We start from the raw sequence: 12813 nt of genomic DNA on the forward strand, positions 1-12813 counted from the left end.
GTGAACGGGACAGTATGCACTGCCCTGTCCCCCGATCGCTGGAATATGCCCGAAGCGCTTGCTGCGCCCCGTCCGCCGACTCATCCTGAGGCGTATTCGTGTCGCAGCCTGTGCGCGACGGACGAGACGGCGCGGGCACGACGTACCGGGTTGACGTGCGGCGCGGCCCGGCGTGCGGTGGCCCGGCGCGCGCCAGGGCCGGCCGGCTGGACGATCCGGCCTGATCGAGACGACGGCCGAACTGCGAGTGCGGGTGGTGGAGCGGTGCAGGTTCTTCAGGTACAGCTGGCGGTGCAGGCGGACCCCGCGGAGGTCGGCCGGGCCCGTCGGTGGGTGCGCTCGCGTCTGCTCAACCACGGCGTGGACCCGGACGCCCCGATCGCCGAGACGGTCGTGCTGGTGGTCTCCGAGCTGGTGACCAACGCCGTGGTGCACACCGGTTGTCCTGCCGTGCTGCGGCTCTGCTTCCCGATGGACGGCTCCGCTGCGGGCGGCGACCCGGTACAGGCCGGCACCGCGGACGGCGCCGGCCCGGACGGTTCCGGCTGCCAGGTACGCGAGTCGGCCGCCGTCGGCCCGCTCCGGGTCGAGGTCGCGGACGCCAGTCAGGCCGCCCCCGCCCCGCGGCACGCGGGCGCGGACACCGACGCCACCAACGGCCGCGGCCTGGAACTGGTCGAACTGCTCTGTGACCGCTGGGGTTGGTACCCGGACGGTTCGGGCAAGCGCGTCTGGTGCGAGATCGGCGCGGACGCCCGGCCGGCGGACCCGTTGGCCGCCGTGGACTGGGCCGCGCTGGCGCAGTGACCCTCCCCGCGGACACCGGGCGGTCACCCGGCGATCATCGGGCTGAAAGCTGACGCAACCATTCCGAATTTCTGACAACCCATTGACGTGACGTATCCGACTGATCACGCTTGGGAGCAGCTCTCCGTTGCGAGGGGACGCCGAGGGAACACCCGAACGCCGCTGCGGTGCTGCTGTCCAGGGGGATCGTGTCAGCAGGGGGGCCGTGGTCTACCGGTCGCGCGGTGGCTCCTTGGCGAGTGCGGAGTGCGGTTGCGCGGGGTCAGGGGCCCGCGCGAGGGGGTTGGATGGCGGCCTGCCGTGCCGTGCTCGGGGTGCGTGCGGCCTGCCGCCATCCAATCCGTCCACTGCCGGGGGCGTCTTTCGGCCACCTGGTCAGCCCACCTGCTCCGGGGCCCGGAACGTGCGCCGGTACGCGCTCGGCGCGACGTCCAGCCGGCCGCGCAGCTGGAGCCGGAGCGAGGCGGCCGTCCCGAAACCGGACTCCCGGGCCACCTGGTCGATCGTCAGGTCGGTGCGCTCCAGCAACTGCCGGGCCCGTTCGGTGCGCTGCACCGTCAGCCACTGGCCGGGGCTGGCGCCGGTCTCCTCGCGGAACCGCCGGGTGAAGGTCCGCACGCTCATCCCCGCCCGGCCGGCGAGCAGGCGCAGCGGCAGCGGCTCGTCCAGGTGCTCCAGCGCCCAGGCCCGGACGGCGGCGGTGCCCGGGCCGGTCTCGGCGGCCGGGCGGGGGATCGCCACGTACTGCTTCTGGCCGCCCTCGCGCCACGGCGGCACCAGGCAGGTGCGGGCCACCGCGTTGGCCACGGCGCTGCCGTGGTCGCGGCGCACGATGTGCAGGCAGAGGTCGACGCCGGCGGCCACCCCGCCCGAGGTGAGCACGTCCCCGTCGTCCGTGAACAGCACGTCCGGGTCGAGCCGGACCTTCGGGAAGAGCGCGGCGAACCGGCCGGTGTAGCTCCAGTGGGTGGTGGCCGGGCGGCCGTCGAGCAGACCGGCGGCGGCCAGGACGAACGAGGCGGTGCAGATCGAGACCAGCCGGGTGCCGGGCCGGATCCGGGCCAGCGCGGCGGTCAGCGCGGGGCTGAGCCGGGCGTCCACCTGTTTGGGCCCCTCGTCGGTGGAGGCCGGGACGACCACGGTGTCCGCCCACTCCAGCAGTTCGGGCCCGTGGTCGACGGCGATCCGGAAGTCGCTGCTGGTGGCGACCGGCCGGCCGTCCACGGTGCAGGTGGCCACCTGGTAGTACGGGACGCCGGCGGCGTCCTTGGCGGACTCGAAGATCCTTGCGGGGATGCCCAGTTCGAAGGCGATCACCCCGTCGAGGGCCAGTACCGCGACCTTGTGCGCCACCCGGTCTCCCGTTCCGTGCCCGATCAGGGGTCCCAGCGTACGCCGGGCCGCTGGCCCGATTCTTGCGAAACCTGGCAGTCAGGCCACTCGTGGGTGCCGGGGCCGTTCGGGAGACTCGGCCGGGTGAACGAACGGAACGCCCCCACGATCGACTCCCCGCCCACCCCGCCGACCCCGCCCGCTGCCGGCCGGCCCCGGCTGCACTACGCGTGGGTGGTGGCCGGCGTCTCGCTGCTGGTGCTGCTCGGCTCGGCCGGGTTCCGCTCCACGCCGAGCCTGATGATGGACGCGCTGCACAACGAGTACGGCTGGTCGATGGGGACGATCTCCAGCGCCACCTCGGTCAACCTCACCCTCTACGGACTCACCGCCCCCTTCGCCGCAGCCCTGATGGACCGGTTCGGCGTCCGGCTCGTGGTGGTCTGCGCGCTGCTCACCATCTCGGTCGGCTCCGGCCTCACCATGCTGATGCGCGAGCCCTGGCAACTGGTGCTCTGCTGGGGCGTGTTGGTCGGCCTCGGCAGCGGTTCGATGGCCGGCGCCTTCGCCACCACGATCACCGGCCGCTGGTTCCGGGCCCGGCAGGGGCTGGTCACCGGCGTGCTCACCGCGGCCGGCGCGGCCGGCAACCTGGTCTTCCTGCCGCTCGGCGCCTGGCTGGTGGAGGAGCACGGCTGGCGCTCGGCGGTGGTGGTCGTCTCGTTGGCCGCCAGCGCGGTGGCCGTCCCGGTGCTGCTGCTGATGCGCGAGCGCCCGGCCGACCTCGGCCTGCTCCCGTACGGAGCCACCGAGGAGCCGCCCGCGGCGGCCGGCGGGCGGGCGGTGGCACGCTCGCTGCGGGTGCTCCGCGAAGCGGTGCGCAGCCGGGCGTTCTGGCTGCTGGCCGGCTCCTTCGCGATCTGCGGTGCGACCACCGCCGGGCTGGTCGGCACCCACTTCATCCCGGCCGCCCACGACCACGGCCTGCCCGTCACCACGGCCGCGAGCCTGCTGGCGCTGGTCGGCGTCTTCGACGTGGTCGGCACGATCGCCAGCGGCTGGTTCACCGACCGCTTCGACTCCCGGCTGCTGCTGGTCGTCTACTACGCGCTGCGCGGGCTCTCGCTGCTCCTGCTGCCGCAGCTGTTCGCGGGCTCGCTGGAGCCGCCGATCCTGGCCTTCGTGATCTTCTACGGCCTGGACTGGGTGGCCACGGTGCCGCCGACCGTCGCGCTCTGCCGCCGCCACTTCGGCGAGGACGCGCCGATCGTCTTCGGCTGGGCGCTGGCCTGCCACCAGATCGGCGCGGCCGTGGTGGCCGGCCTGGCGGGCCTGACCCGGGACGCGCTCGGCAGCTACGACCTGACCTGGTACGCGGCCGGCGGGCTCTGCGCGGTCGCCGTCGTGCTCTGCCTGGCACTGCGGGGGAGCGGGCCGGCCCGGCGGGCCCCGGCACTGTCGTAGGCGGCGGGTAGGCTCCGCGCCCATGACACTCGTCTTCACCCTGGACCCCGACCTCGACCCCGGGCTGCGGGCCGCCGCCGTCCGGCTCTGGACGGACGTCACCAACGCCGGGGGCGCGGTCGGCTTCGTCGCGCCGGTGACGGAGGACGAGGTCTGGAAGACCGCCGACGTGCAGTTCGCGGGCGTCGGGCCGGGCGAGCCGGACCGCCTGCTGGTCGCCCACGATGCGGAGACCGGCCGCCTCGCCGGCCTGCTGTTCTTCGAGTCGATGCGGTTCGGGCCGATGGACCACTGGCGGCTGCTCAAGCGGGTCATGGTGCACCCGGACTTCCAGGGGCGCGGCTACGGCGCCGAGCTGATGGCCGAGGCCGCGCGGGTGGCCCGGGCCTGGGGGCTGGAGAGCCTGCGGCTCACCCTGCGCGGCGGGCTCGGCCTGGAGGCGTTCTACGGGCGCTGCGGCTGGACGGAGGCCGGCCGGGTCCCGGCGGCGATCCGGGTCGCCCCCGGGGACGACCGCGACGACGTCACCATGTGGCTCGACCTGCGCTGATGACGCCCCCGGCGCCGGGGGCGACGTGGCCGACGGCGGGTGTGACGTGACCGACGGCGGGTGCGGCGGCCGTCCGGACGCGGGAGACGGGTGACCCGTTCCCCGCGCGGCCCGTCGGGCATGCTTCACTGGGAGACCGGCCGAGCCCCGCACAGAGAAGGATGTGTTCCCGGTGAGCAGCAATGTGAGCAGCAAGTCGCACGCCACGCTCCGTTACACGTCCCTGCGGGTCAGCATCTTCCTCGGCTGCCTGCTGGTGGCCCTCCTCCTCGGCCACTTCGGGGTGATCCCGGTCGCGGGCGAGCTCGGGGTGATCTTCCTCTTCCTGCTGGCCGCGGTGGTCTCGGCGCCGCTCAGCTACGTCCTGCTGAACAAGCAGCGGAACGAGATGTCGGCCCAGATCTCCGGCAAGGTCAACGACCTGCGCAACCGGACGGCCGACCGGATCGCGGCGCAGAACGCCGAGGAGGACGCCGCCGACGAGGCCGCCCGCGCGGCGGCCCGGTAGCCGCGGCGGCCCGCTGGAACCGGCCCGCACCGCCGCCGTGTCCACCTCCGCCCCCACGCCCGAACCCGCGTCCGCCTCTGGCTCCGCGTCCCGGAACGACGGGCCCGCGTCCCGGGACGACGGGCCCGCGCACGAGAAGTCGGCCGGTCCGACGTCCCGTGCTTCCGGCGTGCCCGGCGTGCCCGGCGTGCCCGGCGTGTCCGGCGTGCCCGGTGCGGCCGCCGCGCCGAGTGCGCCTGGCGCGTCCGCCGCGCCCGCGGCCGCGACGGACGAGGTGGCCAGCGGCACCTGGCCGGCGCCGGTGCGCAGACCCACCGGAAGGGACGTCGCCCGTCTCGCCGGGGTCTCCCAGGCCACCGTCTCGCTGGTGTTCTCCGGCTCCGAGGCGGGCCGCCGGGTCTCCGACGCCACCCGCGAGCGCGTCCGCGAGGCCGCCCGCAGCCTCGGTTACCGCCCGCAGGCGGCCGGCCGCCAGCTCCGCCTCGGCCGCAGCGGCATGATCCTGCTGGCCGTGCCGAACATCCTCGGCCCGTTCTTCGGCCGGGTACTGGAGGGCGTCCACGCCGAGGCCGGCAGACACGGCCTGGCCGTCGTGGTCAGCTCCGGCTGGGGGAGCGCCACCCTCGCCGACGCCGCCACCACCAGCCGCTTCGACGGCCTGCTGATCTGCTCCCCGGACGACAGCCAGCTCGGCGAGCTGCCCGCCGACACCCCCGCCGTCTTCCTGGACGCCGACCCGGGCACCGACCGGGCCCGCCCGACCATCGAGCTGGACGTGGCCGGCGGCATGCGCGCCGCCGTCGAGCACCTGGCCGGACTGGGCCACCGACGCCTCGGCCGGCTGCGCTCCACGCACTCCGCGTACACCTTCCGGGTCCGCCAGGCCGCCTTCGAGGAGGCCGCCCGCGCGCTCGGCCTGGACGTCGTCGAGCTCGGTGTCAGCCTCAACGAGGGTCAGCCCGCGGCCCGAAGCGTCGCCCGCCGGCTCCTGGAGCGCCCGGACCGCCCGCACGCGGTGATCTGCGACGACGACCTGGTGGCCTCCGGGGTCTACCAGGCCGCCGCCGAACTCGGACTGCGGGTGCCCGGCGACCTCTCGGTGGTCGGCATCGACAACGTTCCGGTGGCCGCGCTGCTCGCCCCGCCGCTGACCACCGTGGACCTGCCCGGCGAGGAGCTGGGCCGGGCCGGCGTCTCCGCCCTCGCCGACCTGCTCCGCGGTGAGCCGGTGGCCCCCGTCCCGCCGCTCGCCACCTCGCTGGTGCTGCGCTCCTCGACCGCGGCCTCCGACCGCTCCTGACGGCCTGCCGCCGGGCGCGTCTGCCCCGGAACGCCGCGCCCGGGACCGTCGCGCCGTCAGGCCGTCCCGGGTGTGTCCGCCCACCCGAACGGGTGAAAGATCGCCGCCTCGTCTCGCGCATACCGACGTGACGATTACGGCCGATGTCCGTGCCGACGTCCTCGCCGTCGTCCACGGCGAGCCCTTCGCCGACTCGGGCGCCGCCCTGGTCGCCGACGCGCGCGCCGACCCACACGAGCCACCTGACCCACACGAGCCACCTGACCCGCACGAGCCACCTGACCCACACGTGCCACCTGACCCGCGCGAAGCACCCGACGCAGTCGCCGACCCACGGCGGCACGCTGCCCGACACCAGCGGCGGGACCACCACCCTCGTGGGCGTGCTCGGCGCGGCCGTCCTCGGCGCGGACCTGCGGCTCACCCCGGTCGCCCGGGGAGGCCGCGGCGGCCACGGCTGTTCGGGAAGCCCGTGCCGGGCGGTGCCGGGTGGGGGAGTGAACAAGTGACTGCGCCCGTCGGCCAGACCACCCGGTCCGACGGGCGCAGTCACGTCTCTGGGGCGGGCCCGGCCCGCCTCCGCGGGCTGGCTCGGTCCACCAGGACCGGCTCAGCCCACCGGTACGGGCTCAGCCCACCAGCACCGGCTCCGCCGCCGGGACCGCGGCGGCAGGCGCGGGCCGGAACCAGCGGCGGGCGCCGAAGAGCAGCAGCCCGCCCAGGGCGATCCCGCCCGCCGCGCAGAGCGCCACCGAGCGCAGCGACCCCTCGGCGAGGCTGCCGGAGACGGCGTAGCCGAGCGAGTTGCCGGTCGCGAACAGCGTCACCAGCCAGGCGAACGCCTCGGTCACGGTGCCGGCCGGCGCCAGTTCGGCGACCAGGACGAACGCGGCGGCCAGCAGCGGCGCCAGCCCGATCCCGGAGAGGAACGCCAGCCCGGCCATCGCGTACGGCCCGGGGAGCAGCACCAACGGCAGGTAGCTGACGGCCATCCCGAGCGCCATCACCCAGGTCCGGGTGGCCGTGCTGCTGCGCCACCGCACCGCGCCGTAGGCGAGCGCCCCGAGCAGGCCGCCGAGCGCTGCCAGGGCCAGCAGGGTTCCCGCGCCACCCGGCAGTGCGCCGTCGTGGGCCTCGGCGTAGGCGATGAAGAGCACGTTCTGCGCGCCGACCGCCCAGCCGGCGCCGGCCAGGCCGACCAGTAGCAGGACCAGCCCGGGGGAGCGGAGCGGTCCGAGCAGGCCGGCCGAGTGGGCGCGCGGCGGCGCCTGCCAGGCCCGGGCCGGTCCGGCGGTGGCCACGATCAGTGCTCCGGCCAGCCCCAGGCCGGCGGCCACCCAGAGCGCCGCGACCGGGCTGACCGCGCCCGCGATGCCGGCCACCGCGAGCGGTCCGGCGACGTAGAGGATCTGCTGCGAGGCGGAGTCGAAGGCGTACGCGGTGTCGAGCTGCTTCTCCTCGACGACGTCCGGCCAGAGCGAGCGGAGGCAGGGTTCGAGCGGCGGCATGGCCAGGCCGGCGATCGCGGCGCCGACCGGTGCGGCCACGGCCGAGCCGGGCGCGAGCGCGAGCAGCGCGTAGCCGCCGCCGGCGACCACGGCCGAGGCGAGCAGCACCCGCGGCTGTCCGGTGCGGTCCACGATCCGCCCCAGGACCGGCCCGCCGACGGCGGCCGAGATCGCGTAGGCGGCGGTGGCCAGCCCGATCCGGCTGTACGGCGCGTCGGCCTCGCGCAGCGCGAGCGCGATCACCAGGGCGGTCATGCCGGCGGGGAGGCGGCCGAGCAGGGTGCCGAAGAGGAGGCGGCTGACGTGCGGGGCGCGGAGCAGGGCGACATAGCCCATGGACGGTTCTCCGGTTCCGGGCAGGGAGGGGCGGGGGGCTGTCCTGCCAAGTTATACGTATAACCGGCGTCGGTCAATCGAGGTGACCCCCTGGGGTGGCCGCCGGCCCCGCGGAAGATCTGATGGTGCGTCAGCCTCGTTCGTGTCCGGAATTGATCGCACCGCCGCCTGCATCTCAAACAACTACTTTGAACATCTCAAACCTTTGCTGCTAACGTACCGGCCATGACCACCTCAGGAGCACCCCGGACGAACGGCCTGGGCTCGATGCCCGGCGCCGCCCGCCGGTGCTGCCTGCCGGGTGCTGTGGACAGCCCGCGCCGTTGTCGCGCCATGAGCTGTATTCAGGCGGCACGCCCCTGACCGGGGGCCGACCCCTCCCGTCCGGCCCGCGCGCCGTGCCGCCTTCCCCGCCTCACTTCACCGTCAGCAACGCCCTCCCCCGGAGTCGCACCGTCATGTCCACAGCGCCCGAGGCGACCTCGTCGCCGTCCGTGCTCGCCAGGCTGCGAAGCTCGAAGCTTGGCAAGACCCCCTTCTGGGTCCAGATCGTCGCCGGCCTCGTGCTCGGCATCGGTCTCGGCTACCTGGCCCGCGCGGCCGACATCTCCTGGCTGGCCACCACCCTGGAGACGATCGGCAGGATCTTCGTCCAGCTGCTGAAGCTGGCCGTCCCGCCGCTGGTCTTCACCGCGATCGTGGTGTCCGTCGCCAACCTGCGGAACGTCACCAACGCGGCCCGCCTCGCCGCCCGCACCCTGCTCTGGTTCCTGGTCACCTCGCTGATCGCCGTCGCGATCGGCCTGGGCCTGGGCCTGCTGACCAACCCGGGCGAGGGCACCAACCTCAAGACCGAGGGCCTCAAGCCGCCGAAGTCCACCGGCACCTGGATCGACTTCCTCACCGGCATCTTCCCGACCAACATCGTCGACGCCTTCACCCAGGTGAACGTCCTCCAGATCGTCTTCCTGGCGGTCGTGGTCGGCGCGGCGATCATCAAGCTCGGCGCCAAGGCCGAGCCGATCCTCAAGCTCAACGAGTCCGTGCTGGAGCTGGTGCAGACCGCCCTCTGGTGGATCATCCGGCTCTCCCCGCTCGGCACCCTCGGCCTGATCGGCAAGTCCGTCGCCAAGTACGGCTGGGACCTGCTGAAGCCGTTCGCGACGCTGACCGTCGACATCTACGTCGGCTGCGCGCTGGTGCTGTTCGTCGTCTACTCCCTGCTCCTGAAGTTCGCCGGCGGCCTCAACCCGGTCAACTTCTTCAAGGGTGCCTGGCCCGCCATCCAGCTGGCCTTCGTCTCCCGCTCCTCCGTCGGCACCCTGCCGGTCACCCGCCGCGTCACCGAGCGCCTCGGCGTCCCGAGCGAGTACGCCTCGTTCGCCGTCCCGTTCGGCGCCACGACCAAGATGGACGGTTGCGCCGCGATCTACCCGTCGCTGGCCGCGATCTTCGTCGCCCAGGTCTACGGCATCGACCTCGGCATCAAGGACTACCTGCTGATCGCCTTCGTCTCGGTCATCGGCTCGGCCGCCACGGCCGGTCTGACCGGTGCGATCGTCATGCTGACCCTGACCCTGTCGACGCTGGGCCTGCCCCTGGAGGGCGTCGGCCTGCTGCTCGCCATCGACCCGATCCTCGACATGATGAGGACCGCCACCAACGTCGCCGGTCAAGCTGTCGTCCCGATCCTGGTCGCGGCCCGCGAGAAGACCCTCGACCTGGCCGCCTACAACAACCCGCACGGCGACCTCTACGAGGACGCCCAGTCGGCCGTCATCCCGGCCCAGGCCTCCGTGAAGGCGCCCGCCGCCGCCTGACGCCCGTACTCCTGGAGCCCGCCCCCACGCCGTCCGGCGCGGGGGCGGGCTTCGTCGTGGGGGAGGGGAGCCGCTGCTTCCGCTGCGGCGTGCAAGCGGCAGGTGACTGCTGGGCTGTTCAGACGGATCACGCGGACGTGTGCCCAGGGCGAGGGCGGGGCGACGACCGAGGGGTCACCGCCCGTGTTAGGAGTGGGAGATTCGGTATCGGGTGAGCCTTGAGGGCGCGAACCCGGTCGTCCGGGAAGTTGCCGTTGTGGAAGGCGGGACGGAATGTCGGAGCAGACCTCCGGGAATCCTCTTCGATTCGAAATCCACCCGGCGATTCGATGGCTGATGGGGCTGGTGGGCGTAGTGGCCCTGGTGGCCGGCGGAATCGCCACCTTCAAGAAGGACACGAACAGCGTGGGGGTCGGCGGGCTGTTCGTGGTGGGCGTTGTGCTCCTGCTCTCGGCGGTCAGCGGGCAGATGCCGAGCTCGATCTCCCTCGGGAAGGACCAGAAGATCCTCTGTGCCGCGAAGGTGGCGTCCGACTCGACCATCGAGGACGCCAAGAAGCAGAACGCGGAGAACGCGAGTCAGGTCTCACCGGAGATCATCGACAGGTTCGTCCAGGCCGACGACGAGGCCCAGGTGCGCGATCTGGTGAACGAATTCACCCAGATGATGAACGACAAGCTTGAGGCGCCCCCCAAGGACGACATCGTCCGCAAGCTGGTCGGCATCGCCTAGGTGCGGCCGTCGAGTGCGGCCGTTGGCGCCGGGCGGCGGGTACCGGGGACGGGCGGCCGGGTTGGCCGGTCGCTACGGGCGGTTGAGCAGCTTGATCAACGTGCGCAGTGCCAGGCCGAGGACCTCCGGGGTCCGGCCCTGCGACAGACAGTACTCCGCCGGTTCGACCAGCAGATCGCGCGACTGGGAGACGAGTAGCCGCCTGCCCGCTTCGGAGTCCGTTCTCATCTCCACGGTCAGCGGGAACGACCTTATTCTCTGCGCGGACTGCTCGAAGTACATGCGGCCGGTTTCCTCGCCGAGCCCGGTGTCCCTCACGACCGCGCTGATGCACTCCTGGCCGACCCGGCTGAAGAACTCCCGGCCCCTGGGGCTGTCGACGAACCTGTCGAGCCGGTCGGCGCCGGTGGCCTTGGTGAGGACCGACATGGCGAAGGCCGGAGCGTCGAACAGCCAGCGCTTGAGCCTGTCGACAAGGGCGAGCGTGTTGTGGTCAGGGAAACTCACGGCGCTCAGGGCTCGAAGAGGGCCTTCGATGTCGGAATTCCCCGAGGATTTCTTGATGTCCCACTTGGCGTGCGCCCCCGTCTCGACGGTCGGCTTTACACCGCCCCGTCGGTCGGCCGGCCACGCGCCAGGCCTGGAAGCGCCGTCTCCGGGCGGTCGCAGGGGAGGCGGGGCTTCGGCGGCGGGCTCGGCCGGGAGGTCGCCGGATGGGATCCGGGGCGTCAGATCCGGGGTACGTGGGATCCGCGGTACGTCAGATCCGGGGTACGTGGAATCCGCGGTACGTGGGATCCGGGAGGGCCTGCGGCTGCCGGACCGCGACGAGGGGCCGTGGACGGTGGCGGTGGCAGTGGTGGGCCGACGTCCTCGGCGGGACAAGAGGCAGGGGGCCCGACGGATGGTCGGGCCCCCTTGGGTATTGCTCTTGTGCTCATGGTGACGGCCAGAGTGCCGTCGGCGGACCCGAGGGGTCCCGAGCGATCAGGTCATCAGAGGATGATCAGATAGCGGTGACGTTCTCCGCCTGCGGGCCCTTCGGACCCTGGGTGACGTCGAAGCTGACCGCCTGGTTCTCCTCCAGCGAGCGGAAACCGTTCGCGTTGATGGCGGAGTAGTGGACGAAGACGTCGGGGCCGCCGCCCTCCTGGGCGATGAAGCCGAAGCCCTTCTCAGCGTTGAACCACTTGACGGTTCCCTGAGCCATGCCGTTCTCCTTGCGAGGGACGTATTGGGGGCCACACCGTGTGGCACCCGGTCCGCTGCGCTGATCGCCCTGCCTCCGGACGGGTCCGGAGTTTTTCGATATTGCTGAAAAACTACAAAAAGCCTGCGGTTACATGCTCCGCAGGCTTCAAGTACTGCAAGGGGAATCAAACTGCAACTGACAGCAACGCTAGCATGCGTGCGCTGTCACGACCAGAGGTGACTTGAGGGGTGGATCGGGCGTGTCGTAAGGCCGGTGCGAGGCTTCCCGAACGGCAGGCGTACGGTGCGTGGAGGCGCACGAACAGCAAGGGAGCGGCGCAGTGGCGGTAGCGGATGCGGAGACGCAGGAGCACCGGGAGCACCGGGAGAACACCCCGGTCAGGCCGCGGGTCGGGCATATTCAGTTCCTGAACTGCGTCCCCCTCTACTGGGGCCTGGCCAGAACCGGCAATCTGCTCGATCTGGACCTCACCAAGGACACCCCGGAGAAGCTGAGCGACCAGCTGGTCGGCGGCTCGCTGGACATCGGTCCGATCACCTGCGTGGAGTACCTGCGGCACGCGGACGAACTGCTCGTCCTTCCCGACATCGCGGTCGGCAGCGACGGCCCGGTGATGTCCTGCGTGATCGTCAGCAAGCTGCCGCTGGCCGAGCTGGACGGCCGCAAGGTCGCCCTCGGCTCCACCAGCCGGACCTCGGTGCGGCTGGCGCGGCTGCTCCTGGAGGAGCGCGAGGGGGTGCGGCCGGAGTACTTCAGCTGCCCGCCCGACCTGGACGCCATGCTCGCCGAGGCCGACGCCGCCGTCCTGATCGGCGACCCGGCGCTGCGTGCCTACCTGGGCCAGGCGGCCGCGAAGGGGCTCGCGGTGCACGACCTCGGCGAGATGTGGAAGGAGTGGACCGGCCTGCCCTTCGTCTTCGCCGTCTGGGCCGCCCGCCGCGACTTCGCCGAGCGCCGCCCCGAACTGACGGCGGCGGTGCACCGGGCCTTCCTGGAGTCCCGCGACCTCTCCCTGGTCGAGGCCGGCGAGGTGGCCGAGCACGCGGCCCGCTGGGAGGCGTTCGACGCCGGGGTGCTGGAGCGGTACTTCAGCGAGGCGCTGGACTTCTCACTCGGCGAGCGGCAGCTGGCCGGTGTGGCCGAGTTCGCCCGCCGGGTCGCCCACGACAGCGGCTTCGCCCCGGACGTCGAGGTCCGGCTGCTGGAGCCCGAGCCCGCGGCGGTCGTGGCCTGACCCGGGCCG

At 72.9% G+C, this 12813-nt stretch carries 13 protein-coding genes; 9 read left to right on the forward strand and 4 right to left on the reverse strand.

What is annotated here, in order from left to right; all coding sequences use genetic code 11:
• Window positions 1-264 precede the first annotated feature (264 nt).
• Complete coding sequence (locus tag J5Y04_RS17505; protein WP_209412965.1) at window positions 265-807, forward strand: ATP-binding protein; 543 nt, start codon at window positions 265-267, stop codon at window positions 805-807.
• A 375-nt stretch (window positions 808-1182) separates the two neighbouring features.
• Here the strand turns inward: J5Y04_RS17505 and J5Y04_RS17510 are convergent, their stop codons facing one another.
• The gene (locus J5Y04_RS17510) at window positions 1183-2160 is read right to left on the reverse strand and encodes a helix-turn-helix domain-containing protein (RefSeq protein ID WP_307853161.1); all 978 of its coding nucleotides are present in this window, start codon (window positions 2158-2160) and stop codon (window positions 1183-1185) included.
• Window positions 2161-2283: 123 nt separating this feature from the next.
• Here J5Y04_RS17510 and J5Y04_RS17515 point away from each other — a divergent pair, with 123 nt between their 5' ends.
• From J5Y04_RS17515 to J5Y04_RS17535, 5 genes are all read left to right on the forward strand, one after another.
• Window positions 2284-3603 carry an MFS transporter gene (locus tag J5Y04_RS17515; RefSeq protein ID WP_209412966.1) on the forward strand — a complete coding sequence of 440 codons (1320 nt, stop codon included), beginning with the start codon at window positions 2284-2286 and terminating at the stop codon, window positions 3601-3603.
• A gap of 22 nt (window positions 3604-3625) precedes the next feature.
• Window positions 3626-4153 (forward strand): GNAT family N-acetyltransferase, encoded by a 528-nt coding sequence (locus J5Y04_RS17520; protein WP_209412967.1) that lies wholly within the window; start codon window positions 3626-3628, stop codon window positions 4151-4153.
• Between the two features lie 172 nt (window positions 4154-4325).
• Window positions 4326-4661: a DUF4229 domain-containing protein gene (locus J5Y04_RS17525; protein ID WP_307853162.1), complete on the forward strand. Its 336-nt coding sequence runs from the start codon at window positions 4326-4328 to the stop codon at window positions 4659-4661.
• Window positions 4662-4830: 169 nt separating this feature from the next.
• Window positions 4831-5961: a LacI family DNA-binding transcriptional regulator gene (locus J5Y04_RS17530; protein ID WP_209412968.1), complete on the forward strand. Its 1131-nt coding sequence runs from the start codon at window positions 4831-4833 to the stop codon at window positions 5959-5961.
• Between the two features lie 143 nt (window positions 5962-6104).
• On the forward strand, window positions 6105-6470 hold the full coding sequence (locus tag J5Y04_RS17535; RefSeq protein WP_209412969.1) for a hypothetical protein: 366 nt from the start codon (window positions 6105-6107) through the stop codon (window positions 6468-6470).
• A 120-nt stretch (window positions 6471-6590) separates the two neighbouring features.
• On the opposite strand, the gene J5Y04_RS17540 is transcribed toward J5Y04_RS17535, so the two are convergent.
• Window positions 6591-7805: an MFS transporter gene (locus tag J5Y04_RS17540; protein WP_209412970.1), complete on the reverse strand. Its 1215-nt coding sequence runs from the start codon at window positions 7803-7805 to the stop codon at window positions 6591-6593.
• Window positions 7806-8263: 458 nt separating this feature from the next.
• On the opposite strand from J5Y04_RS17540, the gene J5Y04_RS17545 reads away from it, so the two are divergent.
• Window positions 8264-9625, forward strand: coding sequence for a dicarboxylate/amino acid:cation symporter (locus tag J5Y04_RS17545; RefSeq protein ID WP_209412971.1), 1362 nt, complete (start codon window positions 8264-8266; stop codon window positions 9623-9625).
• Between the two features lie 345 nt (window positions 9626-9970).
• On the forward strand, window positions 9971-10357 hold the full coding sequence (locus tag J5Y04_RS17550; protein ID WP_209412972.1) for a hypothetical protein: 387 nt from the start codon (window positions 9971-9973) through the stop codon (window positions 10355-10357).
• A 72-nt stretch (window positions 10358-10429) separates the two neighbouring features.
• Here the strand turns inward: J5Y04_RS17550 and J5Y04_RS17555 are convergent, their stop codons facing one another.
• Complete coding sequence (locus tag J5Y04_RS17555) at window positions 10430-10864, reverse strand: hypothetical protein (RefSeq protein ID WP_209412973.1); 435 nt, start codon at window positions 10862-10864, stop codon at window positions 10430-10432.
• A gap of 499 nt (window positions 10865-11363) precedes the next feature.
• Entirely contained in the window at window positions 11364-11567 is a 204-nt protein-coding gene (locus J5Y04_RS17560) for a cold-shock protein (RefSeq protein ID WP_057227626.1), read from the reverse strand.
• Window positions 11568-11889: 322 nt separating this feature from the next.
• Here J5Y04_RS17560 and J5Y04_RS17565 point away from each other — a divergent pair, with 322 nt between their 5' ends.
• On the forward strand, window positions 11890-12804 hold the full coding sequence (locus J5Y04_RS17565) for a menaquinone biosynthetic enzyme MqnA/MqnD family protein (RefSeq protein WP_148643284.1): 915 nt from the start codon (window positions 11890-11892) through the stop codon (window positions 12802-12804).
• The last annotated feature ends 9 nt before the right edge of the window (window positions 12805-12813 follow it).

The organism is Kitasatospora sp. RG8 (assembly GCF_017813315.1).
Lineage (GTDB): Bacteria > Actinomycetota > Actinomycetes > Streptomycetales > Streptomycetaceae > Kitasatospora.